This is a genomic window from Streptomyces sp. NPDC046215 (assembly GCF_040646215.1).
In the GTDB taxonomy this organism is placed as follows: Bacteria; Actinomycetota; Actinomycetes; order Streptomycetales; family Streptomycetaceae; genus Streptomyces; species Streptomyces stramineus.
On sequence record NZ_JBEYZW010000008.1, the window covers coordinates 1 to 24979 of the forward strand.

A 24979-nucleotide genomic window follows, 5' to 3' on the forward strand; every position below is an offset into this window, starting at 1 on the left:
CGCCCCCTGCCGCAACACCCTCCGAGGTCTCCCTGCTCACCCGCTGCCGGGCGGCCTTCCTCCCCGGCGACCCCGCGCGCACCGGACGCGTCGCCCCATCGGCGCCGGCCCCACCCCCGCCCCCGGCCGCCGCTAGGCCACCCCGGCCGGTGCGGCGGCCCCCTTCGGCCCGGCCGCCGCACCGGCCGCGGCGCGTGCGCCGCGGCCGCCTGTTCAGGAGGCCCCCCCCCGGGGGCCGGAAGCGGTCAGTTCTGGACGTCCTGGGGGAAGACCAGCTGCTTGCTCGTCCACTCCAGGGCCGGGCCGATCTCGCGCCGCCAGGTGGTGAAGTTGTGGCTGCCCGACTCCAGGATCATCTGCGCCACGGTCAGGGGCTTGTCCTTGGCGGCCCTGACGAACTTCTCGGTGTCCTTGAAGTTCTTCTCGCCCTGCTTGCTGCTGGTGACGAGCAGGGAGACGCGCGGCACCGGCAGGTTCTCCAGGCGCCAGAAGAGGTCGTGCTCGCGCTTGCGCTGCTTGCCCTCCTCGCCGCCGCCGAAGAGGTTGCCCGTGGTGGCGTCGTTGTGGATCCGGTAGTCGGGGGAGAGCGCCGCCGCCACCGGGTAGACCTTCGGCTGGCGCAGGGCGAGTTCCAGCGCGCAGGTGCCGCCGGAGGAGTAGCCGAGGGCCGCCCAGGCGCTGGCCTGGTGGCCGACGCGGTAGGCGCTGCGGAGGGCCTCGGGCACGTCGTGGGTGAAGTAGGTCTGGGCCTGCGGGCCGTCGGGGACGTCCACGCACTCGGTGTCGCGCGGGGGCTGGATGGTCGGCCGGAGCATCACGATGACGGTCGGCTGCATCTTCTTCTCGGCCAGCAGATCGCTCGCCGTCTTCGGCACCTGGAGGTGCTTGGAGAGGCTGTCGACGCCGCCCGGGTAGCCGCTGATGGCCACGATCACCGGGAAGCGGTGGCGCTTGTACTGCTCCTGGAAGTACTGCGGCGGCAGGTAGACGAGCGCGGGTTCGACGACGCCCGAGCGGCGCCCGACGAGGCGGACGGACTCCACCGCGCCGACCTTCTCCTTGGGGCCCTTGGGGAAGTTCATCCCGCCCTGGCCCTCGGTCCCGGCGGGCCGCACCAGGCCGCCCTGGCCGGCGTCGACGGTGCCGGCGCCCCCGCCGCCGGTCACCGGCGTGATCCGGCCCGGCGCCCGGTCGTACTTGCCGACGAGCTCGCCCCACGTGCCGTAGAAGCTGTTGGCGGAGTTCACCGCGAGGAGCAGCGAGGACAAGATCGTCAGCTGTGTCACCAGGATCGCGCCGAGCCGGCCGAGGACGGGCAGCACGCCGCGGCCCGCCATCCGCGGCCAGAGCCATACGGTGAGCACCACGCACAACACGGCCACCAGCACCACCGTGTACAAGAGCGACCTGCTGGTCAGGCCCATGCGCCTCTCAACTCCCTGCCCCCGTCGTGGGTACTCATGTTCGGGTGAGCGATGTTCACCGGTAAAGAGGCCGGAATGGGCGGAGAGGGTTGCCCTGCACCCATTTCTTCCCTTGCTCTTGGGCTCTCCGTGTCCTGGGGGACCGCTCCCGTTTCCGGGCGCGCAACCGGACGCGGCGGACGGCGCCCGCTCGGGCCGGGGCGGGAATGCGGCCGGTTCGCGCCCGCCGCGGGGGGTGGCCGGGAGCCGCACTGGGCAGGAAGGGCCCATGGGCGACGTCTTCTTGCGCAGGTTGAGCCGTTGGCAGGCAGAGCAGTACCGCGACCAGCTCGCGGACCTGCACGTGGCGGCGTACGAGAATCCCCCTGGCGAGGTCACCCTCGACCGCGCCCGGTTCCTGGAACGGCTGGCCGAGGACTCCGGGCGGCCCGGCTTCGACCTCGTGATCGCCGACGGCGGCGGACCGGTCGGCTGCGCGTACGGCTACCCGCTGGCCCGCGACAGCGGCTGGTGGCGCGGGCTGACCGGCGCGGTGCCCGAGGAGCTGGAGGAGCTGACGGCCGCCGGGAAGGTCTTCACCGTCGCGGAGGTGACGGTGCTGCCCCGCCACCGCCGCCAGGGCATCGGCCGCCGCCTGCACGACCAGCTGCTCGCGGGGAGCGGCGCGGCCCTGGGCGCCCTGGCCCTGGCCACGCCCGGCACGGACGGCGGTGCTGCCCGGGCGGCGCTGCGCGCCTGGGGCTGGACGCCCGCGGGGCGGTTCCGGCCGGGCGCGGGCGGCGGTCCGGGGGCCGAGGTGTTCACCCGTCCCCTGCGCAGGTGACGCTCCCCGCTCTGGCCGCGCTGCCCCTTGCCGGTGGATGGTGGGTGGGACGGCCCCGCGGCCGCGGGGCGGGCGGGAGGGGAACATGACGGAGAACGGCACGACCGCGAACCCCTATCTCAGCGGTCTCTTCGCACCGGTGCGCGAGGAGACCACGGCGGTGGACCTGCCGGTGACGGGCCGGCTGCCGGAGTCCCTGCGCGGCCGCTACCTGCGCAACGGCCCCAACCCCGTGGGCTTCCCGGATCCGGCCGCCTACGGGTGGTTCAGCGGCGAGGGCATGGTGCACGGCGTGCGGCTGCGCGACGGGGCCGCCGAGTGGTACCGCAACCGCTGGGTGCGCTCGGACGACGTCGCCGGGCAGCTCGGCGAGAAACTCCTGCACGGGCCGCGCCACCTGGGCCTGGACTTCGCCCCCAACACTCACGTCCAGCGCTTCGCCGGGCACCTCCTCGCCCTGGTGGAGGGCGGCTCCCTCCCGTACGAGCTGGACGACGAGCTCCGCACGATCGGCCCGTTCGACTTCCACGGCACGCTCCCCGGCGGGCTGGCCGCGCACACCGTCATCGACCCGGGCACCGGCGAACTGCACACGGTCGCGTACTGCCTGGCCTGGCCGTACGTGCAGTACCTCGTCGCGGGGACGGACGGGTGCGTGCGGCACCGGGTGGACATCCCCGTCGAGGGGCACCCGATGATGCACGACTTCTCCCTGACCGCACGCCACGTCCTGCTGTACGACCTGCCGGGGGTCTACGCCCCGCCCACGGAGCCGGACGGCGAGCCCACGCCGTACTGGGACCCCGAGCGCCCGGCCCGGCTGGGCCTGCTGCCGCGCGACGGCGGTGCCGCCGAGGTGCGCTGGCTGGACATCGACCCGTGCTTCGTCTTCCACCCGATGAACGCCTACGAGCACGACGGGACGATCACCGTTCACCTCGTCCGCTACGACCGGATGTTCGACTCCGGGCCGGGTGCGAAACCGGCCCCGGCCCGGATGGAACGGTGGACGGTCGACCCGGCGGCCGGGACCGTTCGGCGCCACCGGCTGGACGACCGCGCGGTGGAATTCCCCCGGGCCGATCCGCGCCGGCTGACGGTCCGCCACCGCTACGGCTACGCGATGCTGGAGCCCTCGGGCGAGGCCGGTTCGGCGGGCGCGCACGTCACGGAGGGCGGAGGCGTCCGGCGGCTGGGGGCGGGGCTGGTCAAGTACGACCTGGAGCGCGGGACGAGCGAGACCTTCCTGGTCCCCCCTCATGGCGACGTCGGCGAGGGGGTGTTCGTCCCCGCCGCCCCGGGCGCGGCGGAGGACGACGGCTGGGTGCTGGCCTTCGCCTACGACCCCGGGCGCGCGGCGACGGACCTGCTGGTGCTGGCCGCCCAGGACTTCGCGGCCGGGCCGGTCGCCCGGGTGCACCTGCCGGTGCGGGTGCCCATCGGGTTCCACGGAAACTGGATTCCCGACGCCGACTGAGGGCACACGAGTGCGAGTGGATGCGGGGGCCTTCCCCCAACGGTGTCGTGGGGAGTGGCTTAAGAGGGTCCTGAGCGCGATGGGACGGGTGCGACGGCTAGCCTTACGTAGCCGTCCGGACAATGGACTTTCCCCAACATTCCGGACATTTCATAGCTCCCGAGACACGTGAAGGACTTCTCCACATGGGCATTCGGAGTCTGCTGCGGAACGCGTTCGGCCGGTCCAGGACAGCGACAGCCGAGCGCGACGAAGCCGGCCTGCCTCAGCAGAACGCAGGCCCGGCGGGCGTCGAGCGCAAGGAACCGGCCGCCGGTTCCGCGTCCGCCCCCCAGAAGGAGAACCCCGCGGGCCCCGGCGATCCCGCGAGCCCCGTGACGGCCACGGTGCCGGCGCCCTCGGCGGAGCCCGGGTCCGTCGCGGCGGCCGCGGCGAGCGAGGCGGGCGCGGCCGAGCCGGTCGTCACCCGGCCGCGGCCCGCCGCCGACGAGGCGGGCGCGGAGCCCGGGCGGACGCCGCTGCCCGCCCAGCCCACGGGCGACCGGCTCGGCGAGCGCGTCCCCGACCCGGGCCCGCTCGGCCCCACGCCCGGCCCGGTGCCCAAGCCGGACCCGCTCCCCCAGCCGGAGCCCGAGCCGACGCCGATGCCGGCCCCCAAGCCCGTCCCGGAGCCGGACCCGGTGCCCGCGCCGAGCCCGGAGCCGCTGCCGGAGCCCGAGCCCACCCCCCGGCCGCACCCCATGCCGGAACCGGCGCCCGGCCCGTCACCGGAGCCCGCTCCCGCGATGCCCCCGAGAGGGGCCGCGGTCAGCCTGGAGAAGGTGAAGCGGACCGCGCCCGCCCTCGTCAGCCTCTACAAGGCCGCGGGCGCCTGTCTGGAGAAGCAGGGCCTCACCGGGCAGCGCGCCGCCGTCTACCTGGTCCTCGACCGCTCGGGCTCGATGCGCGAGTTCTACAAGAACGGCAGCGTCCAGCACCTGGCCGAGCAGGCCCTCGGCCTCGCCGCGAACCTCGACGACGACGGCACCGTGCCCGTCGTCTTCTTCTCCACCGACGTCGACGGCGTGGCCGAGCTGGACCTCGCGGGCCACGAGGGCCGGATCGAGGAACTCCACTCCTCCATGGGCCACATGGGCCGTACCAATTACCACTGGGCGATGCAGGCGGTGATCGAGCACTACGAGAAGTCCGGCGCCACCGACCCCGCGTTCGTCATCTTCCAGACCGACGGCGGCCCCTACAGCAAGCCCGCCGCCGAGCGCGCGCTGTGCGAGGCGGCCAAGCTGCCGATCTTCTGGCAGTTCGTGGGCTTCGGCGACCCGGAGGGCAAGGGCTTCGACTTCCTCCGCAAGCTGGACGACCTGGCGGTCCCGGAGAAGCGCGTCATCGACAACGCCGGCTTCTTCCACGCGGGCCGCGACCCCAAGTCCCTCACGGACGCGCGCCTCTACGCGGAGCTGATGGTGGAGTTCCCGGAGTGGCTGGCGGAGGCCCGGGCGGCGGGCATCGTCAGCTGACCCCTACCCACCTTCGCGCCCTCCGGCCGGGCTCCGGCTCCGGCTCCGAAACATTTGCACCCGGGTGACGGGAGCAGACCCTCCCGTCACTCCCGTCACCCGAGCTCCCCTCCCCCTCAGATGGCTCAGAGGAAGTAGACGGCGTCCACCTGACCGTCCGGCCGGTTCGAGAAGCCGAACTCGCCCGCCACCTGGGCAGGCTCCAGGTTGACGAAGTTCACGGCGTCGTCGAGCGTCGCGAAGGTCAGCGCGTGCCAGGTCTTGGTGTCGGCCTCCGCCGCCGAGATCGCGGCCTTCAGTGCTTGCGCGTCCGCGCCGGATATGGCCATGAAGCCCCCCTCGGATTCGGAGTGTGACCCGACGACTACCTAACGTAGTCGTTAGATCACCCCACCGTCACCACCGGAAGGGGGCGCGCCGAGGCGTTCGCAGAGCGCGCGAAGCGCCGGAGGGAGCGGCGCAAACCGCCTGAAGTGCTGTCGGGTCAGGGCGAGTTGACTGGGGCGCACGCGACCTCGCACGAGCCACCGCGGGACCGCGCCACCACCCCTCAGCGGTAATCCCGCACACGCCGCCGCGAATATCACCCTCCGTACTCGACCGGTGACTGATCAGGACGGGTTTCCGTGGGCATCGTAAGAGGGTGAGCAAAGAAAACCCCCCCGCGCTCCCCGCCCGGCCGACCGCGCCCCCGCCCGCCCCCCGGGCCCGTTCCGCCGGGCCCCCGCCCGTCAGCTACGTGGTGGACACCCGCACCGGCCGCCTCGGCCAAGTCATGGACCGGCACGCCGGATACCTGCAGCTGCGCCCCCCGCAGGGCGGCGTCGAGTGGGACTGCCCGCCCGAGCACACCCGCCCCGCCTCCGAGGCCGAGACGCTGCGCGCCCGGGTGGCCCGGCTGAATGCGGAGAGCAGGTGGGGATTTTGAGCACCCGCAAGCACTTCCGGTTCGGCACGTGGACGCTGCAGCCGGACCGGGAGCCCGACGCCGAGCCCGTCACCTACGCGATGCAGTGCGCCGTGTGCGAGGAACACTCGGCCACCGTGGAGGACCCCTCGGACGCACAGGGCTGGACGTTCCGCCACGCGGGGCGCAACCCCTCCCACCACACCTACCGCGAGCTGATCACCAGGCCCTGGCGGGCGTGGATGGCCGAGCCGCCCCTCACCGGAGTCTGACCGCCGCTGCCCCCGCCGACAGGGCAGCGGCCGGCACACCGGCCCCCGGGGGGACCCGCCGGACGGAAATCGCCGCGCGGGCACCCCCTGGTGCTCGGATACGCTAATGGCCTCTGTAAACCGCGACCAGGGAGCAGCCGGAAATGGCTCGACACCTCATCACCAGCGCCCTTCCGTACATCAACGGGATCAAGCACCTGGGCAACATGGTGGGGTCCATGCTCCCGGCGGATGTGTACGCCAGGTACCTCCGCCAGACCGGCCGCGAGACGCTCTACATCTGCGCCACCGACGAGCACGGCACCCCCGCCGAGCTGGCGGCGAAGGAAGCCGGTCTGCCAGTCTCGGAATTCTGCGCCCAGCAGCACGCCGCGCAGAAGGCCGTTTACGACGGTTTCCACCTCTCGTTCGACTACTTCGGCCGGAGTTCCTCGGCCGAGAACATCGAGATCACCCAGCATTTCGCGCGGAAGCTCAAGGAGAACGGCTTCATCGAGGAGCGGGCGATCCGCCAGGTCTTCTCGATCGCCGACGACCGCTTCCTGCCGGACCGCTACATCGTCGGCACGTGCCCGCACTGCGGCTACGACAAGGCGCGCGGCGACCAGTGCGAGAACTGCACCCGCGTCCTGGACCCGACGGACCTGATCGACGCCCGCTCGGCGATCAGCGGCAGCAGCGACCTGGAGGTCCGCGAGACCAAGCACCTCTTCCTGCTCCAGTCGAAGCTGGCGGGCGAGGTCGAGGCGTGGATCGACGAGCACGGCGGCGACTGGCCGGTGCTGGCGTCCTCCATCGCCCGCAAGTGGCTGACCGAGGGCCTGCACGACCGGGCGATCACCCGCGACCTGGACTGGGGCGTCCCGGTCCCCGCGGACACCTGGCCGGAGCTGGCGGCCGAGGGCAAGGTCTTCTACGTGTGGTTCGACGCGCCCGTCGAGTACATCGGCGCGACGAAGGAGTGGGCCGCCCAGGACGCGGCGGACCGCGACTGGAAGTCCTGGTGGTACGAGGCCGACGACGTCCGCTACACGCAGTTCATGGCGAAGGACAACGTCCCCTTCCACACCGTGATGTTCCCGGCGACCGAGCTCGGCACCCGGGAGCCCTGGAAGAAGGTCGACTACGTCAAGGCGTTCAACTGGCTGACGTACTACGGCGGCAAGTTCTCCACGTCCCAGAAGCGCGGCATTTTCACCGACGCCGCCCTGGAGCTGCTGCCCGCGGACTACTGGCGCTACTTCCTCATGGCCAACGCCCCGGAGTCGGACGACACGTCGTTCACCTGGGAGGTCTTCTCGGCCTCGGTCAACAAGGACCTCGCCGACACCCTGGGCAACTTCGTCAACCGCGTCCTGTCGTTCTCCCGCAAGCGCTTCGGTGACGACGTCCCCGCGGGCAGCGAGGCCGGCGAGGCCGAGACGAACCTCGGCCGGGAGATCGCGGAGCTGCTCGCGGAGTACGAGCGCCACATGGAGGACCTCCAGTTCCGCAAGGCCGGGCAGGCGCTGCGCGCGCTGTGGAGCGCGGGCAACTCCTACCTGGAGACCAAGGCCCCCTGGCTGGAGATCAAGACCAACCCCGAGGGCGCGGCGCTGACGCTGCGCACCGCGATGAACCTCATCCACCTCTACGCGGTGGTCTCCGAGCCGTTCATCCCGGCTTCGGCCGCCGCGATGCGGTCCGCCTTCGCTCTCCCTGAGGACACGGCGACCTGGGTGACGTCGGACGAGGCGAAGTCGCTGTCGTTCATCCCCGCGGGCACGCCCTTCACGGTCCCGCCGGTGCTCTTCGCGAAGATCACCGAAGAGGACCTGGACAGCTACCGCGAGCGCTTCGGCGGCGGCGCCGACTCGTAGGGCATGTCGGCAGGACGTACGTGGGGCCCGGAACCGGTGCGGTTCCGGGCCCCATTTATCTGCGTTGATCGATCGCTCATCGATCGTTGAGCCCGCCCGAGGACTCTGGGACGAGTTGATCCACGGGGGCACGACGGGGAAGCCGGGAAGACGGGGAAAGCAGTGTTCGACAAACGCATCACGGTCAATGTCCACGCCAGCGACGAGCTCAACCGGGCCCGCTTCGTCCGCCAGCTGCGGCTCCTGCCCGAGGTGCGGGTCGTCCGGCGGGGGGCGGCCGTCGACTTCCTGCTGATGGAGGCCGACGACGACGCGGCCGCGGGCGAGCTGCGCAGGCTGACCAGGGACGGGGCACCGGTGGTGCTGGTCGCGGACGAGCTGGGCGAGACGGAGCTGATGGCGGTGGCGGAGTACGGGGTGCGATCCGTGCTGTGGCGCCGCAGGCTCACGCTGGCGCGGCTGGCCCGCGCGGTGCACGCCGCGGCGGGCTGCTGCCCCCGGCTCCCCCTGGTGACGGCGCTGATGTGACGTGCTGCGCTAAAAGTGACGCATGGCAACGCGAGGGGCCCGGAACCTTATCGGCGGTTCCGGGCCCCTCGGGTGCTCACTGGTGCGGCGGGCTTACTGGCCCGGCTTGACCTGCGGCTTGCGCAGCGACAGGTGCAGCTCCTTCAGGCGGGACTCGTCGACCTCGCTCGGGGCGCCCATCAGGAGGTCCTGCGCGTTGCCGTTGAGCGGGAACGCGATGGTCTCGCGGATGTTCGGCTCGTCGGCGAGCAGCATGACGATGCGGTCGACGCCGGGGGCGATGCCGCCGTGCGGCGGGGCGCCGAACTTGAAGGCGCGCAGCATGCCGCCGAACTCCTTCTCGACCTCTTCCTTGGAGTAACCGGCGATCTCGAACGCCTTGTACATGACGTCGGGCTCGTGGTTGCGGATGGCGCCGGAGGACAGCTCGGTGCCGTTGCAGACGATGTCGTACTGCCAGGCGAGGATGTCCAGCGGGTCCATCGTCTCCAGGGCCTCCAGGCCGCCCTGGGGCATGGAGAAGGGGTTGTGGGAGAACTCGATCTTGCCGGTCTCCTCGTCCTTCTCGAACATCGGGAAGTCGACGATCCAGCAGAACCGGAAGACGTTCTCCTCGAAGTGGCCGGCGCGCTTGGCGGCCTCGACGCGCACGGCGCCCATGATCTTGGAGACCTCGTCGAACTCACCGGCGCCGAAGAAGACGGCGTGGCCGGGGGCCAGGCCCAGGGCCTCGGTGAGGGCCTTCACGTCCTCCTCGGTGAGGAACTTCGCGATCGGGCCGGACAGCTCGCCGCCCTCGCCCACGCGGACCCAGGCCAGGCCCTTGGCGCCCTGCTCGACCGCGTACTCGCCGAGGCCGTCGAAGAACTTGCGGGACTGCGCGGCGGTGTCCGGCACGGCCAGCGCGCGCACGTGCTTGCCGGCGAACGCCTTGAAACCGCTGCCTTCGAAGATGCCGGAGACGTCGACCAGCTCCAGCTTGGCGCGCAGGTCCGGCTTGTCGGAGCCGTACTTCAGCATCGCCTCGCGGAAGGGGATCCGCGGGAAGGGGGAGGTGACGTGGCGGCCGTTGCCGAACTCCTCGAAGAGGTCGGTCATGACCTTCTCGATGACCTGGAAGACGTCCTCCTGCTCGACGAAGCTCATCTCGACGTCGAGCTGGTAGAACTCACCCGGCGAGCGGTCCGCGCGGGCGTCCTCGTCGCGGAAGCAGGGCGCGATCTGGAAGTAGCGGTCGAAGCCCGCGATCATCAGCAGCTGCTTGAACTGCTGCGGCGCCTGCGGCAGGGCGTAGAACTTGCCGGCGTGCAGGCGGGACGGCACCAGGAAGTCACGCGCGCCCTCGGGGGAGGTGGCGGACAGGATCGGGGTGGCCATCTCGTTGAAGCCGAGGCCGGTCATCTTCTCGCGGATGGCGCGGATGACGGCGGTGCGCAGCAGGATGTTGCGGTGCATGCGCTCGCGGCGCAGGTCGAGGAAGCGGTACTCCAGACGCCGCTCCTCGTTCACCCCGTCGTCGGTGTTGATCGTGAAGGGCAGCGGGTCGGCGGCGCCCAGCACCTCCACCGCGGTGACCTCGACCTCGATCTCGCCGGTGGGCAGGTCGGGGTTGACGTTGTCCGCGCCGCGGCCGAGGACCTTGCCGTCCACGCGGACGACGGTCTCCTTGGTCAGGTGGCTCAGGGCCTCGTTGGCGGCGGTGCCGGGGCGGGCGACGAGCTGGACCAGGCCGTGGTGGTCGCGGAGGTCGATGAAGAGGATGCCACCCAGGTCGCGCCGATTGTGCAGCCAGCCACTCAGTCGCACGTCGGTGTCGACGTCAGCCGCACGGAGCTCGCCGCAGGTGTGGGACCGGTACCGATGCATCGTTCATCCAAGTCGTGGTCGAGGTGTGATCGAGGTCGTTGATCGAACTCGCTGATCGAGGCGGTTCGCGCTGGGTTAGCGTCGCAGCAGCGCTTGTGCAAGCCTACCTACTGCTCCGGACAGCATCGGTGGTATCTATCCGGCTTACCCGCATAAAGTGGGGCAATGCGCACCGAGGACGTACTGGCCGCCGTAGCTACCGGACTGTGGCAGTGGGACAACGCCTCGCGCAGCGCCGTCTTCGACGCCGAGGCCGCCCGCCTCCTGGGCCTACCCGCGGAGCGCGTCGAACTGAGCGAATCCGCCGCCCGGGCCCGCTTCCACGCGGTGGACTGGGTCGAGATCATGGGCATCATCAACCTGGCCGTCGCCGAGAACACCCTCGCCGAGGCCCGGCTGCGCGTGGTCGACGAGGCGGGCCGGGTGCTGCGGACCGTGCGCAGTCGCTCCCGGCCGGTCCGCGGCGGCGCGGATTACCTGCTGGTCGGGACGGTGCAGGAGGTCCCCGAGGCCCAGCCGGGCACCTCCGCGGTCCGGGCCCAGGTCACCGGCGACTGGCGGCGCAACAGAGAAGCGTTTCTGCTGGACGCGGGCCGGGCCCTCGCCGAGGCCCGCTCCACCGCCGAGGTGCTGCGGGTGGCCGCCGGCCTGTCGATGCCCGGATTCGAGCCCTCCGCCCTCGCCGTCTTCAGCAGCGACGGCAGCCGGGTGAAGGTCATCGGCCACCACGGCTACGCGCCCGGCGAGGCCGCCCCCTTCCTCGACCTGCCGCTGGCGGCCGCCTACCCGGCCGCCGAGGTCATCCGCACCGGCCGGGCCATCTACCTGCCCGACCCCGACGACTACCGGCGCCGCTTTCCCGAGGCGTACCGGCTCGTCGAGCACTTCGGCCGCCGGTCCTGGGCCTTCCTGCCGCTGATCAACGCGGGGCAGTCCGTCGGCGCCTGGATGGCCGGCTTCAGCGTCCCGGTCTCCTTCAGCCCCGACGAGCGCTCGGTCCTGACCACCGTCGCCCGGATGCTCGCCCAGGCCCTCAGCCGCGCCAGCGTCCACGAGTCCGAGCGCGAGCTGACCGTCGGCCTCCAGCGCTCGATGATGCCCACGCTCCAGCCGGACATCCCCGGCATGTCCGTGGCCGCCCGGTACATCCCCACCGGCGGCGGGCTGGACGTCGGCGGGGACTGGTACGACATGATCCCGCTGCCCTCCGGGAAGATCGCCCTGGTCATCGGCGACGTCCAGGGCCACGACGTCCGGGCCGCCGGGCTGATGGGGCAGCTGCGGATCGCCCTGCGCGCCTACGCCTCCGAGGGCCACCACCCCGACGCGGTCCTCTCCCGGGCCTCCCGCTTCCTCGCCGGCATCAACATGAACGAGACCGAGGGCGACGACACCGAGCCGCGCTTCGCCACCTGCCTGTACATCGAGGTCGAGCCCCCCACCGGGCGCCTGACCATCGCCCGGGCGGGCCACCCCGACCCCGCGATCCGGCTCAGCGACGGCACCATGCTCGTCCGCCCCACGGCGGGCGGCCTGCCGCTCGGCATCGACCCCGACACCGATTACCCCACGACGCAGCTCGTCCTCGAACCCGGCGAGACGATGATGGTCTGCACGGACGGCCTCATCGAGACCGGCGGCCACGACCTGGAGACCGGCTGGGCCCGGCTGCGCCAGATCATCGAGGACCACCCGTCCGGCGGCGAGGAGGGCGGGGGCACCCTGGAGGAGCTCGCCGACGCGCTCGTCCAGGCCGTGCACGGCCCGTCCTCCCACTACACCACCGGGCCGCTCGTCGACCGGCGCGAGGACGACATCGCCGTCCTCCTGCTCGCCCGCGACGGCGCCCCCTGCGGCGCCGCCCCCCAGAGCGCGCCGCGCCCCGTGCGCCGCACGGTCCTGACCATCGCCCAGGCCGAGCCGGAGCGCATCGCGGAGGCCCGGCAGCAGCTGCGCGTCCTGCTGCACGACTGGCCGGACGAGGACCAGGTCGACTCGGCGGTCCTGATGGTCTCCGAGATGGTCACCAACGTGCTGGTGCACACGGACGGCGACGCGGTGCTCAGCGCCCAGGTCTCCGGCGAGCGCGGGTCGCGCTGCGTGCGCGTGGACGTGGCCGACGCCAGCGACGAGCTGCCGCACCGGCGCCACCCGGGGGAGATGGCGTCCTCCGGGCGCGGTCTGGTGCTGATGGAGCTGCTCGCCGGGGCGTGGGGCGTGGACCCGCGCGGGGACGGCAAGAACATCTGGTTCGAGCTGTACGAGGCGGACGGCGAGGGGGAGACGAACGAGGCGGGCCGGGCCATGGTCTCGATGATCGACCCGACGTGACCGGGGACGCCGGCGTCAGAGCGCGCAGGCGTCAGAGCGCGTCGGCGGGGATGGTCCCCAGCCGCCCGGCCTGGAAGTCCTCAAAGGCCTGGGCCAGCTCCGCGTGGGTGTTCATCACGAACGGGCCGTAGTGCATCATCGGCTCGCGGATCGGCTGCCCGCCGAGCAGGACGACCTCGAAGTTCGGGCTGCGGGACTCCTGGGACTCGTCCGCCCGGATCGTGATCGAGTCGCCGGTGCCGAAGACGACGGACTCGCCCATCCGGAAGGGCCGCTTCTCGGCGCCGGCGAAACCGCGCCCGGCGAGCCCGTAGGCGAGGGCGTTGAAGTCGGGGCGCCACGGCAGCGTCAGCTCCGCGCCCGGGTTCAGGGTCACGTGCGTCATCGTGATGGGCGTGTGGGTGATGCCCGGCCCCTCGTGCCCGGCGATGTCACCCGCGATCAGCCGCAGCAGCGCACCGCCGTCGGCGGACGTCAGCAGCTTGACCTGGCCGCCGCGGATGTCCTGGTAGCGGGGGGCCATCATCTTGTCCGACTTCGGCAGGTTCACCCACAGCTGGAGGCCGTGGAAGAGCCCTCCGGTGACGACCAGCGACTCCGGCGGGGCCTCGATGTGCAGCAGCCCGGAGCCGGCCGTCATCCACTGGGTGTCGCCGTCGGTGATGGTGCCGCCGCCACCGTGCGAGTCCCGGTGGTTGAAGGTGCCGTCGATGATGTAGGTGACGGTCTCGAAGCCGCGGTGCGGGTGCCAGGGGGTGCCCTTCGGCTCGCCCGGCGCGTACTCCACCTCGCCCATCTGGTCCATCATGATGAACGGGTCGAGGTACTTGTAGTTGATCCCCGCGAAGGCCCTGCGGACGGGGAATCCCTCGCCCTCGACGCCGGTCGGCGCGGTGGCCACGTGCAGCACCGGGCGCTGCCGGCCGTCCGCCGGAGCGGTGACGCGCGGCAGAGTCAGCGGGTTCTCAACGGTCACAGCCGGCATGACAGCCTCCTCGGTTGGTTACGCCTTCAAGTTAGTTGAAGAATGAACAACCTGCAAGGACTGCGTCATTCCCCGGCGGTGTCCGGGCGCTCCTGCGGGCGGTCCTCCGGGCGATGCGGGGGCGGCCCCCCGCCCGCTCGCCGGCCGACCAGGGACACTGGATCAATGCGTCTGAACGTCAGCGGTACCCGCGCCGCCGCGCTCGCGGTCCTCGTCGCCGCGGTCCTGGCCCTGGCCGTCGCCGCCCTCATGGCGGCCGGCCGGGGAGCGGCGACGGACGCGCCCCTGGCGGACGGCGACAGCACGGGCCACTTCACCCAGCCGGAGGCACAGGGCGACGCGGCCGCCGACCAGATGGCCTCGGTGGTGCGGACGGGCCCGGCGCCGCGGCCGCCCTCGGCCCCGGACGCCCGGGCGGCCCGCACGGAGCCGCTGCCCGCCTCGGACCCCCTGGAGGCCACCGGCGCCGAGCCCTCGCCCGCGGTCGGCCCGCTCTTCCACACCGGGCAGGGCACGCCGGGCCACGGCTGCACGGCGAGCGTCGTCCACAGCCCCCGGGGCGACCTGATCGTCACCGCGGCGCACTGCGTGCACATGAACGGCTTCCGCACCGACATCGCCTTCGCGCCCGGCTACCGCGACGGGGTGGCGCCCTACGGGGTGTGGGTGCCCACCAGCATCGACGTCGACCCGGCCTGGGCCACGCGCCGGGACCCGGATCACGACGTGGCGTTCCTGCGGGTCCGCAGAGTGGGCGACCCGACGCCCGTCGAGCGCGTCACGGGTGCCCAGAAGATCGCGTTCCGCCCGGCGGCGCACCGCCCGGCCCGGGTGATCGGCTACCCCGCCTTCGGCGAGCGGCCGGTCGCCTGCCAGAACAGCATCGGCGTGCTCAGCCCGACCCAGCTGCGCTTCGACTGCCGCGACCTGCCCAACGGCACCAGCGGCGGCCCGCTCCTGACCGACATCGACGCGGCGACGGGCCTGGGCACGGTCAACGGGGTCGTCGGCGGCCACCAGGAGGGCGGCGACGAGGAAACGTCGTACAGCCCGTACTTCGGCGACCGGATCGAGGCGCTGTACCGCCGTGCGGCCGGCCGGTAATCCGGCCGTGGCGGGTTCTAGCCGTACATCCGGCGCATCGCGAAGTCGACCATCTGCTCGACGGCCTTCGCGTCGAAGACCATGCGGTGGTCGCCCTCCATGTCGAGGACGAAGCCGTAGCCGGTCGGCAGGAGGTCTATGACCTCGGCGCCCGTGATCACGAAGTACTTGGACTCCTTGCCCGCGTACCGCCGCAGCTCCTTGAGCGTGGTGAACATGGGGATCACCGGGTGCTGGGTGTTGTGCAGCGCGAGGAAGCCCGGATTGTCCCCGCGCGGGCAGTAGACCTTCGAGCTGGAGAAGACCACCTGGAAGTCCTCGGCGGACATCGACCCGGTGGTGAAGGCCCGTACCGCGTCGCCCAGCGACGGCGGGGACGGCTCGGGGTAGAGCGGCTGCTCGCCGTAGCCACCCGGCTGCTGCGGCGGTGCGTAACCCTGCGTGCCCACGTTCTGGTCGTAGCCGTACATGGCCCAAAGCCTACTCAGTCACACTCGGGCGATCAGGGGTTGCGCCTTATTACCCGTGGGTAGCATCATGGAAATTACTGCCCGGTACGTATTCGAGGATCTACCTCCCAGCCTTACGGAGCCGTTGTCATGGGCCACTACAAGTCGAATCTCCGCGACATCGAGTTCAACCTCTTCGAGGTTCTCGGCCGCGACAAGCTGTACGGCACCGGCCCGTTCGCGGAGATGGACATCGAGACCGCCAGGGACATCCTGACGGAGATCACCCGCCTCTCGGAGAACGAGCTGGCGGAGTCCTACGCCGACGCCGACCGCAACCCGCCGGTCTTCGACCCCGAGACCAACACGGCTCCGGTGCCGGACACCTTCAAGAAGAGCTACCAGGCGTTCATGGACGCCGAGTGGTGGCGGCTGGGCATCCCGGAGGAGATCGGCGGCACCACCGCCCCGCGCTCCCTCCTGTGGGGCTTCGCGGAGACGATCCTGGGTTCGAACCCGGCGGTGTGGATGTACTCCTCCGGTCCCGCCTTCGCGGGTGTGCTCTTCGAGGAGGGCACCGAGCAGCAGAAGCACATAGCGAAGATCGCGGTGGACAAGGGCTGGGGCTCCACCATGGTGCTGACCGAGCCCGACGCCGGCTCGGACGTCGGTGCCGGGCGCACCAAGGCGGTCAAGCAGGAGGACGGCTCCTGGCACATCGAGGGCGTGAAGCGCTTCATCACCTCCGGTGAGCACGACATGGCCGACAACATCCTCCACTACGTGCTCGCCCGCCCCGAGGGCCACGGCCCGGGCACCAAGGGCCTGTCGCTCTTCCTCGTCCCGAAGTACGAGTTCGACTTCGAGACCGGCGAGCTGGGCGAGCGCAACGGCGTCTACGCCACCAACGTCGAGCACAAGATGGGCCTCAAGGCGTCCAACACCTGCGAGATGACCTTCGGCGACAAGCACCCCGCCAAGGGCTGGCTCGTCGGCGAGAAGCACGACGGCATCCGCCAGATGTTCATGATCATCGAGTTCGCCCGGATGATGGTCGGCACGAAGGCCATCGCCACCCTCTCCACCGGCTACCTCAACGCGCTGGAGTACGCCAAGGAGCGCGTGCAGGGCCCGGACCTGGCCAACTTCATGGACAAGACCGCGCCCAAGGTCACCATCACCCACCACCCCGACGTCCGCCGCTCGCTGATGACGCAGAAGGCGTACGCGGAGGGCATGCGCGCCCTGGTCCTCTACACCGCCTCCGTCCAGGACGACATCCTGGTCAAGGAGCACGCGGGCGAGGACACCAAGGCGCTGCACGGCCTCAACGACCTGCTCCTGCCGATCGTCAAGGGCTACGGCTCCGAGAAGTCCTACGAACAGCTCGCCCAGTCGCTCCAGACCTTCGGCGGCTCCGGGTACCTCCAGGAGTACCCGATCGAGCAGTACATCCGCGACGCGAAGATCGACACCCTCTACGAGGGCACGACCGCGATCCAGGGCCAGGACTTCTTCTTCCGCAAGATCGTCCGTGACCAGGGCCAGTCCCTGAACGCCCTGGCCGAGGAGATCAAGAAGTTCCTGGCCGCCGAGACCGGCGGCGAGGACCTGGCCGCCGCCCGCGGCGCGCTCGCCAAGGCCGCCGTCGACCTGGAGGCGATCGTCGGCAAGATGATCGCGGACCTCACCGCCACCGGCGAGGACGTCAAGAACATCTACAAGGTGGGCCTGAACACCACCCGCCTGCTGATGGTCTCCGGCGACGTCGTCGTCGGCTACCTGCTGCTCAAGGGCGCGGCCGTGGCGGCCGAGAAGCTGTCCGGCGCCTCCGCCAAGGACAAGGCGTTCTACGAGGGCAAGATCGCGGCGGCGAAGTTCTTCGCCCACACCATCCTGCCGACCGTCTCCGTCGAGCGCGCGCTCGCCGAGACCGTCGACAACTCCCTGATGGAGCTTGACGAGTCGGTGTTCTAATACCGCCTCACCTCCGGCGAAGCGCACGGAGCGAAGGGGCCCGCTCTCCCTCCCCGGGAGAGCGGGCCCCTTGTCCTTATCCTGAGCCCATGAGCCCTGCGCACCGCTTCGACCGCGGCCACACCGACGACCTGATGACCTTCCTCGCCGCCAGCCCCTCCCCGTACCATGCGGTGGCCAACACCGCCGAGCGGCTGGAGAAAGCGGGCTTCCGCCGGATCGAGGAGACCGACGCGTGGGACGCGTCGACCGGCGGCAAGTACGTGACGCGCGGCGGCGCGATCATCGCCTGGTACGTGCCGGAAGGCGCCGACCCCGCCACCCCGTTCCGCGTCATCGGCGCGCACACCGACTCCCCCAACCTGCGGGTCAAGCCGCTGCCCGACACCGGGGCGCACGGCTGGCGGCAGGTGGCCGTCGAGCTCTACGGCGGCACGCTGCTCAACACCTGGCTCGACCGCGACCTCGGCCTCTCCGGCCGGGTCACCCTGCGAGACGGCAGCCACCACCTGGTCAACGTGGACCGCCCGCTGCTGCGCGTTCCGCAGCTGGCCATCCACCTCGACCGCGGGGTCAACGAGGGCCTCAAGCTGGACAAGCAGCGGCACATGACGCCCATCTGGGGCCTGGGCGAGCCGCGCGAGGGCGACCTGATCCGGTTCGTTGCGCAGGAGGCCGGTGTCGCGGCGGAGTACGTCACCGGCTGGGATCTGATGGTCCACAGCGTCGAGGCGCCCGCCTACCTCGGCCGGGACGAGGAGCTGCTCGCCGGGCCGCGCCTGGACAACCTGCTGTCGGTGCACGCCGGAACGGCCGCGCTGACTGCGGCGACCGGCGGGGAGCTGTCGTTCATCCCGGTGCTCGCGGCCTTCGACCACGAGGAGAACGGCAGCCAGTCCGACACCGGTGCCGAGGGCCCGCTGCTCGGCAACGTGCTGGAGCGCTCCGTCTTCGCCCGCGGCGGGACGTACGAGGACAAGGCGCGGGCCCTCGCCGGCACCATCTGCCTCTCCTCCGACACCGGTCACGCCGTGCACCCCAACTACGCGGAGCACCACGAGCCCGGCCACCACCCGATGCCCAACGGCGGCCCGATCCTGAAGATCAACGTCAATCAGCGGTACGCGACCGACGGCAGCGGCCGGGCCGTCTTCGCCGCCGCGTGCGAGCGGGCGGGCGTGCCCTGGCAGCACTTCGTCTCCCACAACGGCATGCCGTGCGGCACGACGATCGGGCCGATCACCGCGGCCCGGCACGGCATCGCCACCGTGGACATCGGCGTCGCGTGCCTGTCCATGCACTCCGCGCGCGAGCTGTGCGGCGCGGACGACCCGTACCTGCTGGCGGCGGCGCTGACCGCCTTCCTGGAGGGCTGAGCGACCATGACGCCTACCCGCGGCACCTTGCGGATCGCCGCCGCGGCGCTCACCGCCGGGGCCGTCCTGGCCCTGGCCGCGTGCGGCGGCGGTGACGGTGACGGCGCTGACGGCGGTGGGAAGAGCACGGCGGCCGGTGCCGGGAGCCGGGCGCCGGGCGGCCCGGACGCCACCACGGAGGACGCCAAGAACGGCGAGAACGGCGGCAAGGACGGCAGTACGGACGAGGTCATGCCCGTGCCGGGTTCGGCCTGCGCCGCCGGAAGCGTGAAGGTCGTCGCCCAGGCCGTCGCGTCACCGGTCAACCACCTGCTGCTGGTGGCCACCAACACGTCCGGCTCGCCGTGCGACGCCTTCGGGTTCCCTTTCCTGCGCTTCGACGCCGACCAGGCCACGGCGAGCGCCGTGGAGGAGAGCCGCCCGAAGGAGACGGTCCGGCTCGCCCCGGGGAAGTCCGCCTACGCGGCGGTGATCACCTCGGCCGCCGACGGCTCGGGCGGTACCGTCCGCAAGGCCGGGAAGCTGTCCGTCGCCTTCCAGGCGAAGGACGGCGAGCGCAGCGTCGGCGCGCAGGCCGCGGTGGCGCTGCCGGGCGGCACGGTGGCCGTGGACGACTCGGCCCGGACCACGTACTGGGTGGGCAGCTCGGCCACCGCGCTCAGGTGGTGAAGGCCCGGCGCTGACGGGGGTGTTGATTGGGCGTTCCGGTCCGGGGTAGGCGATCTGAAGCCAACCGGAACGCCCGATCGAGTGCGGAGGCGGTATCCATGGGCATGGGCTGGTGCATCGGTCTGATCGCGGTGGGAGCGATCCTCACGTTCGCCGTCGACTGGCAGGTGGACGGCATGAACGTCCACCTGGTCGGTCTCATCCTCATGGTGGTCGGCACCATCGGCACCTGCGCCTACGTGAGCGTGTTCAAGCGCCGCCAGGTACAGCCGCCGTCCCCGGCCGCCCCGGTGGTCGAGGAGGACCGCCGCTACATCCGATGACGTGATGACGCCCCGAGGGGCCTGCCGGGCCGCGGACGCGGCCCGGCAGGCCCCTTCTCGCGCCGGTCAGGCGTCCAGGCCCGCCAGGACCAGCGGCAGCCGGTCCGCGCCGCCTTCGGTGACGACCCTGACCGGGACGCCCCAGTCCTGCTGGTGCATGTGGCAGGCGGGGTACTCGTTCTCCGGGTCGTCGTCGCAGGACGCGGCCATGGCCGAGACGTGCAAGACGCCCTCGGTCACTCCGTCCGCCAGGGTCAGTTCGCGGCTGAGGTCCGTGCCCGTGCCCGAGCCCTCCGCGAGGAGCTCCGGCGGGGTGGAGCTGACGAGCAGCCGGGTCGAGGGCCCGTAGCGGGTGTCGAGCTTCTGGCCGGAGGGCGCCTGGAAGACGATGTCCAGCCGCAGCCGCCCGGGGGCGATGTCGGTGGCCGCCCGCCGGGTGCGGTGGGCGACGGACTCGACGCGCACGGCCTCCTCCGGCAGGCGCAGCCGGGTCAGGCGGTGGCGGGCGGACTCGACGACGACGATGTCGTCACCGGCGAGCACGGCGCCGGAGGGCTCCCTGAGGTCGGTCGCGAGCGTGGTGACCTGGCCCGTTGTGGGGTCGTAGCGGCGCAGGGCGTGGTTGTAGGTGTCGCAGACCGCCACGGAGCCGTCGGGGAGGGCGGTGACGCCGAGGGGGTGCTGGAAGAGGGCCTGGGCGGCGTCGCCGTCGCGATGGCCGAAGTCGAAGAGGCCGGTGCCGACGGCGGTGCGGACGGCGAAGCCCTCGCCGTCGCGTTCGACGTAGCGCAGGGCGGACGTCTCGGAGTCGGCGATCCACAGCCGGTCCTCGGTGGCGGCGAGGCCGGAGGGCTGGGCGAACCACGCCTCGGACGCCGGTCCGTCGACCAGCCCCTCGTTCGTCGTGCCGGCGGCGGCCTCGACGGTGCCGGTGGCGGGGTCGTACGTCCACAGCTGGTGCACGCCCGCCATGGCGATCCAGAGCCGGCCGGCGAACCAGGCCACGTCCCAGGGGGAGGAGAGGTCGACCTCGCGGGCGGGGCCGGAGGTGGGGCGGCCCTGCATCCACTGGCGGCCGGTGCCGGCGAGGGTGGTGACGGCGCCGGTGGCGGGGTCGTACGCGCGCAGGGCGTGGTTGACCGTGTCGGCGACGGCGACCGTGCCGTCGGGGAGCAGCGCCAGGCCCTGCGGTTCGCTGAAGCCGTCGGGGCCGAAGCCGCGCTCGCCGGAGCCGACGCGTGCGACGACGCTCTCGCCGTCGGCCGCGAGCTCGACGAGCTGGTGCCGGGTGGAGTCGGAGACGAGGTAGTTGCCGGAGGGCAGCAGCACGGCCTTGCCGGGGAAGCGCAGGTCGGTCGCGACGGGCTCGGGGGCCACGTAGGGCCCGTCGCCGCGCCGCAGGGTGCCCTTGGCGGCGTGCTCGGCCTCCAGCTCCTCGACGAGCTTCTCCAGGGCGTGGGCGTGGCCCTCGCCGGCGTGCTGGGCGACGATGTAGCCCTCGGGGTCGATGACGACGAGCGTGGGCCAGGCGCGGACGGCGTACTGCTTCCAGGTGGCGAGCTCGGGGTCGTCGAGGACGGGGTGGTGGACCCCGTAGCGCTCGACGGCGTCGACGACGGCTTGGTGCTCGGCCTCGTGGACGAACTTGGGCGAGTGCACACCGATGATCACGACGGTGTCGCGGTGCTTCTCCTCCAGCTCCCGCAGCTCGTCCAGGACGTGCAGGCAGTTCACACAGCAAAAGGTCCAAAAATCGAGGATGACAACGCGCCCTCGCAGGTCAGCCAGGGTGAGGGCGGTGTCGCCGGTGTTCAGCCAACCGCCTTTGCCGATCAGTTCGGGGGCGCGGACGCGTGCTCGGGAAGCCATAGTCCATTGGAACATCGGGCCCGGTGCCCGCATTCCGGCGTCCGGAACGTGGGACTCACCTGCCCAGTACGCGGTCCTTCAGGGCGGGGAAGTCCTCGCGGGTGGCGGTGACGCGGGCGGGGTCGAGGTCCACGGTGAGGATCTCCTCGTCGTGGCCGGCTTCGGCGAGGGTTTCGCCCCAGGGGTCGACGGCGATGCTGTGGCCGGCCTGGCGGACGCCCGCGTGGGTGCCGGCGGTGCCGCAGGCCAGGACGTAGGACTGGTTCTCGACCGCGCGGGCCCTGGCGAGCAGGGTCCAGTGCTCGCGGCGCTTGTCGGGCCAGCCGGCGGGGATCACGAGGGTCTGGGCGCCGGCGTCGACCAGGGCCCGGAAGAGCTCGGGGAAGCGCAGGTCGTAGCAGGTCGCGAGGCCGAGGGTGGTCTGCGGCAGGGGCACGGTGACGAGGTCGGTGCCGGCGCTCATCAGGACGGCCTCGCCCTGGTCGAAGCCGAAGCGGTGGATCTTGCGGTAGGTGCGGACGAGGGCGCCGGAGGGAGAGAAGACGAGGGAGGTGTTGAAGAGCGGTCCCTGTGGGTCACGTTCGGCGATCGAGCCGGCGTGCAGCCAGACACCCGCGTCGCGCGCGGCGTCCGCCATGGCTTCGGCGGTGGGGCCTTCCAGGGGTTCGGCGCCCGAGGCGAAGGACTCGTAGGCGAAGGCGCCGACGGTCCACAGTTCGGGCAGTACCACCAGGTCACTGCCGTGCTGTTCGCGTACCAGGCGGGCGGCGCGGGCCCGGCGGGCGGCGACCGTCTCGTCCGGGTCCACCCCGATCTGGATCAAGGAAGCGCGCACAGTACCACCGCTTTCAGCGTCCGAAACCACTGCCGGGTCGGCCATGTGCAGCGTAACTTAACTGCTGAGCATCCAGACAGCACTTGCCCCGCAGCCGAAGCACCCGACGCACGTCCTGGCAGCCAGTCCGCGCACGTACGCACCGCCCGAGGGATTCCGTGACCGTCCACCCCAGCCTTCAGCCCACCATCGACGCCTGGACCCACTCCATCGAAGCGATCCACGAGTTGGTGAAACCACTCGCCGAGAGCGACTGGAACCGGGCCACCGAGTGCCCGGGGTGGTCCGTGCGCGACGTGGTCTCGCATGTCATCGGTGTCGAGAACGAAATGCTGGGCGAGCCACGGCCGATCCATTCGCTGCCGCGCGATCTCTACCACGTGACCGATGAATTCTCCCGGTACATCGAGGTGCAGGTCGACGTGCGGCGCTGCCACACGGCCCTGGAGATGACCTCGGAGCTGGATCTCACGATCATCAGACGGTGCCGGCAATTGCGCAACGAGCACCGCGGCCCGCAGACGCCGATCCGCTGGCCGCTGGGCACGGCCAATGAGCAGTCCCTCGAACGCACGCTGATCAGGCGGACGTTCGACGTGTGGACCCATGAGCAGGACCTGCGGCGGGCGCTCGGCGTGCCGGGCAATCTGGACTCCCCCGCGGCCGCCATCAGCCGTGACTTCCTGCTGGACGCGCTGCCGAAGGTCGTCGCGAAGGACGCGGGCGCGCCACCCGGTGCGGCGGTGGTCTTCGACGTGCACGGTCCGCTGGAGTTCCTGCGCACGGTCCGGGTCAACGAGCAGGGGCGGGGGAAGATCGACAGCAGTGTCTCGCTGGGCCCGACGGTGACGCTGGCGCTGGACTGGGAGACGTACGCCCGGCTGGCGTGCGGCCGGGTGCGGCCGGAGGCGGCGGCGGACCGGATCAAGGTCGAGGGGGATCCGGCGCTCGCGCGGGCGATCCTGCGCGAGTTCGCGATCACGCCGTAGCCGTCACGCCGTAGCCCGGGCGTCCGGCAGGAGGCTTTCCGCGCGCAGTACTTACTGACGGCCGTACCCGTGAGGCAGCGGGTACGGCCGTGTTCGTCGTCAGACCGGTACGTGGACCGTCGCCACCCTCGACGCCACGATCCGCTCGCGTTCGCGGCGGTGGGCGCGGTGGCGCAGGCGGAGGATCTGGGAGAGGCCCAGCGCCTGGAGGACGAAGACGGAGCAGAAGGCGATCCGGTAGTCGTCCCCGGTCGCGTCCAGCAGGAGGCCCACGGCCAGCAGGGTGGCCATCGAGGCGACGAACCCGCCCATGTTGACGATGCCGGAGGCCGTTCCCTGGCGCTCGGGCGGGTTGGCGGGGCGGGCGAAGTCGAAGCCGATCATCGAGGCCGGGCCGCAGGCGCCCAGGACGACGCACTCGGTGACCAGCAGCCACAGGGGGGCGTGGCCGGCGGGCCAGGCGATGACGGCGGCCCACAGCAGGGCCGTGGCCGCGACGGTGCCGAGGGCGAGGGGCAGCCGGGCGGCGTGGTGGCGGCCGATGACCTGGCCGTAGACGAGGCCGACGGCCATGTTCGACAGGACGACGGTGGTCAGGAGCGTCCCGGCGGTCCCGCGGGAGAGCCCTTCCTGTTCGACGAGGAACGGCATCCCCCACAGCAGCAGGAAGACCATGGCCGGGAACTGGGTGGTGAAGTGCACCCACATGCCCAGCCGGGTGCCCGGTTCCCGCCAGGCGTGGACGATCCGGCGGCGGACGAAGCCGGTGGCGGGGTGCGCCTCGGGGGCGGGCTCGTGGCCCTCGGGGTGGTCCTTGAGGAAAAGCAGCAGGAGGACGAGGGCGACGACTCCGGCGGCCGCGCTGCCCGCGAAGGTCTGCGTCCAGCCCGCGCTGTGCAGGAGCCGGGCGAGGACGACCGTGGAGACGAGGTTGCCCGCCATGCCGAACAGGGCGGCGACCTGGGCGATCATCGGCCCGCGGCGGGCGGGGAACCAGCGGGCGCCGAGCCGCAGGACGCTGATGAACGTCATGGCGTCGCCGCAGCCGAGGAGGGCGCGGCTGGCGAGGGCGGTGCCGTAGGTGTGGGACAGGGCGAAGGCGAACTGGCCGGCGGTGAAGAGGACGACGCCGAGGGCGAGCACCTTGCGGGTGCCGTAGCGGTCGACCATCAGGCCGACGGGTATCTGCATGCCGGCGTAGACGAGCAGTTGCAGTATGGAGAACGTGGACAGGGCGGAGGCGCCCACGTGGAAGCGTTCGGCGGCGTCGATGCCGGCCACGCCCAGGCTCGTCCGGAAGACGATGGCGACGAAGTAGACGCCGACGCCCAGGCCCCACACGGCCATGGCCCGGCGGCCGCCGGGCGGGTCGCCGGGGAGGGCGGGCGCGGCCCGGTCC

The 24979-nt window shown here is 71.8% G+C and carries 22 protein-coding genes; 14 read left to right on the forward strand and 8 right to left on the reverse strand.

Annotation, left to right across the window (positions count from 1 at the left end):
* Positions 1-245: 245 nt before the first annotated feature.
* Positions 246-1424 carry an alpha/beta hydrolase-fold protein gene (locus tag ABZ951_RS05440; RefSeq protein ID WP_344091328.1) on the reverse strand — a complete coding sequence of 393 codons (1179 nt, stop codon included), beginning with the start codon at positions 1422-1424 and terminating at the stop codon, positions 246-248.
* Between the two features lie 268 nt (positions 1425-1692).
* Between ABZ951_RS05440 and ABZ951_RS05445 the strand changes: the two genes are divergently transcribed.
* The 3 genes from ABZ951_RS05445 (at position 1693) to ABZ951_RS05455 (ending at position 5241) form a co-directional block, all read left to right on the forward strand.
* Entirely contained in the window at positions 1693-2247 is a 555-nt protein-coding gene (locus ABZ951_RS05445) for a GNAT family N-acetyltransferase (protein WP_344091326.1), read from the forward strand.
* Between the two features lie 85 nt (positions 2248-2332).
* Positions 2333-3724 carry a carotenoid oxygenase family protein gene (locus ABZ951_RS05450; protein ID WP_344091323.1) on the forward strand — a complete coding sequence of 464 codons (1392 nt, stop codon included), beginning with the start codon at positions 2333-2335 and terminating at the stop codon, positions 3722-3724.
* 185 nt (positions 3725-3909) lie between these two features.
* The gene (locus tag ABZ951_RS05455; protein ID WP_361279074.1) at positions 3910-5241 is read left to right on the forward strand and encodes a VWA domain-containing protein; all 1332 of its coding nucleotides are present in this window, start codon (positions 3910-3912) and stop codon (positions 5239-5241) included.
* Positions 5242-5366: 125 nt separating this feature from the next.
* Here the strand turns inward: ABZ951_RS05455 and ABZ951_RS05460 are convergent, their stop codons facing one another.
* Complete coding sequence (locus tag ABZ951_RS05460; protein ID WP_344095943.1) at positions 5367-5570, reverse strand: hypothetical protein; 204 nt, start codon at positions 5568-5570, stop codon at positions 5367-5369.
* A gap of 314 nt (positions 5571-5884) precedes the next feature.
* Between ABZ951_RS05460 and ABZ951_RS05465 the strand changes: the two genes are divergently transcribed.
* From ABZ951_RS05465 to ABZ951_RS05480, 4 genes are all read left to right on the forward strand, one after another.
* Positions 5885-6169: a hypothetical protein gene (locus tag ABZ951_RS05465; RefSeq protein WP_344095941.1), complete on the forward strand. Its 285-nt coding sequence runs from the start codon at positions 5885-5887 to the stop codon at positions 6167-6169.
* Positions 6157-6420: a hypothetical protein gene (locus ABZ951_RS05470; RefSeq protein ID WP_344095939.1), complete on the forward strand. Its 264-nt coding sequence runs from the start codon at positions 6157-6159 to the stop codon at positions 6418-6420. The genes ABZ951_RS05465 and ABZ951_RS05470 overlap by 13 nt, the downstream gene beginning before the upstream one ends.
* A 143-nt stretch (positions 6421-6563) precedes the next feature.
* On the forward strand, positions 6564-8279 hold the full coding sequence (metG, locus tag ABZ951_RS05475; protein WP_344095937.1) for a methionine--tRNA ligase: 1716 nt from the start codon (positions 6564-6566) through the stop codon (positions 8277-8279).
* 162 nt (positions 8280-8441) lie between these two features.
* Positions 8442-8807: a DNA-binding response regulator gene (locus tag ABZ951_RS05480; RefSeq protein ID WP_344095935.1), complete on the forward strand. Its 366-nt coding sequence runs from the start codon at positions 8442-8444 to the stop codon at positions 8805-8807.
* A gap of 93 nt (positions 8808-8900) precedes the next feature.
* On the opposite strand, the gene aspS is transcribed toward ABZ951_RS05480, so the two are convergent.
* Positions 8901-10673 carry an aspartate--tRNA ligase gene (gene aspS, locus ABZ951_RS05485; protein ID WP_344095933.1) on the reverse strand — a complete coding sequence of 591 codons (1773 nt, stop codon included), beginning with the start codon at positions 10671-10673 and terminating at the stop codon, positions 8901-8903.
* A gap of 165 nt (positions 10674-10838) precedes the next feature.
* Here aspS and ABZ951_RS05490 point away from each other — a divergent pair, with 165 nt between their 5' ends.
* A complete protein-coding gene (locus ABZ951_RS05490) occupies positions 10839-13004 on the forward strand; it encodes a SpoIIE family protein phosphatase (RefSeq protein ID WP_344095931.1) in 2166 nt (721 codons plus the stop codon).
* Positions 13005-13035: 31 nt separating this feature from the next.
* Here the strand turns inward: ABZ951_RS05490 and ABZ951_RS05495 are convergent, their stop codons facing one another.
* Positions 13036-13989: a pirin family protein gene (locus ABZ951_RS05495; RefSeq protein WP_344095929.1), complete on the reverse strand. Its 954-nt coding sequence runs from the start codon at positions 13987-13989 to the stop codon at positions 13036-13038.
* 165 nt (positions 13990-14154) lie between these two features.
* Between ABZ951_RS05495 and ABZ951_RS05500 the strand changes: the two genes are divergently transcribed.
* Positions 14155-15093: a serine protease gene (locus tag ABZ951_RS05500; protein ID WP_344095927.1), complete on the forward strand. Its 939-nt coding sequence runs from the start codon at positions 14155-14157 to the stop codon at positions 15091-15093.
* Between the two features lie 17 nt (positions 15094-15110).
* Here ABZ951_RS05500 and ABZ951_RS05505 read toward each other — a convergent pair whose 3' ends face one another.
* Entirely contained in the window at positions 15111-15563 is a 453-nt protein-coding gene (locus ABZ951_RS05505; RefSeq protein WP_344095925.1) for an SseB family protein, read from the reverse strand.
* Positions 15564-15692: 129 nt separating this feature from the next.
* On the opposite strand from ABZ951_RS05505, the gene ABZ951_RS05510 reads away from it, so the two are divergent.
* The 4 genes from ABZ951_RS05510 (at position 15693) to ABZ951_RS05525 (ending at position 19887) form a co-directional block, all read left to right on the forward strand.
* Positions 15693-17519 carry an acyl-CoA dehydrogenase gene (locus ABZ951_RS05510; RefSeq protein WP_344095923.1) on the forward strand — a complete coding sequence of 609 codons (1827 nt, stop codon included), beginning with the start codon at positions 15693-15695 and terminating at the stop codon, positions 17517-17519.
* Positions 17520-17608: 89 nt separating this feature from the next.
* Entirely contained in the window at positions 17609-18895 is a 1287-nt protein-coding gene (locus ABZ951_RS05515) for a M18 family aminopeptidase (RefSeq protein WP_344095921.1), read from the forward strand.
* Positions 18896-18901: 6 nt separating this feature from the next.
* A complete protein-coding gene (locus tag ABZ951_RS05520) occupies positions 18902-19564 on the forward strand; it encodes a DUF4232 domain-containing protein (protein WP_344095919.1) in 663 nt (220 codons plus the stop codon).
* 98 nt (positions 19565-19662) lie between these two features.
* A complete protein-coding gene (locus tag ABZ951_RS05525) occupies positions 19663-19887 on the forward strand; it encodes a hypothetical protein (protein ID WP_344095917.1) in 225 nt (74 codons plus the stop codon).
* Positions 19888-19953: 66 nt separating this feature from the next.
* On the opposite strand, the gene ABZ951_RS05530 is transcribed toward ABZ951_RS05525, so the two are convergent.
* Together ABZ951_RS05530 and ABZ951_RS05535 are read right to left on the reverse strand one after the other, a co-directional pair.
* Entirely contained in the window at positions 19954-21756 is a 1803-nt protein-coding gene (locus ABZ951_RS05530) for an NHL domain-containing thioredoxin family protein (RefSeq protein WP_344095915.1), read from the reverse strand.
* Positions 21757-21811: 55 nt separating this feature from the next.
* The gene (locus tag ABZ951_RS05535; protein ID WP_344095913.1) at positions 21812-22591 is read right to left on the reverse strand and encodes a carbon-nitrogen family hydrolase; all 780 of its coding nucleotides are present in this window, start codon (positions 22589-22591) and stop codon (positions 21812-21814) included.
* Positions 22592-22749: 158 nt separating this feature from the next.
* Between ABZ951_RS05535 and ABZ951_RS05540 the strand changes: the two genes are divergently transcribed.
* Entirely contained in the window at positions 22750-23580 is an 831-nt protein-coding gene (locus ABZ951_RS05540; protein ID WP_344095911.1) for a maleylpyruvate isomerase family mycothiol-dependent enzyme, read from the forward strand.
* Positions 23581-23679: 99 nt separating this feature from the next.
* On the opposite strand, the gene ABZ951_RS05545 is transcribed toward ABZ951_RS05540, so the two are convergent.
* Positions 23680-24927, reverse strand: a complete 1248-nt coding sequence (locus ABZ951_RS05545) for an MFS transporter (RefSeq protein WP_344095947.1) — start codon at positions 24925-24927, stop codon at positions 23680-23682.
* Positions 24928-24979: the final 52 nt, after the last annotated feature.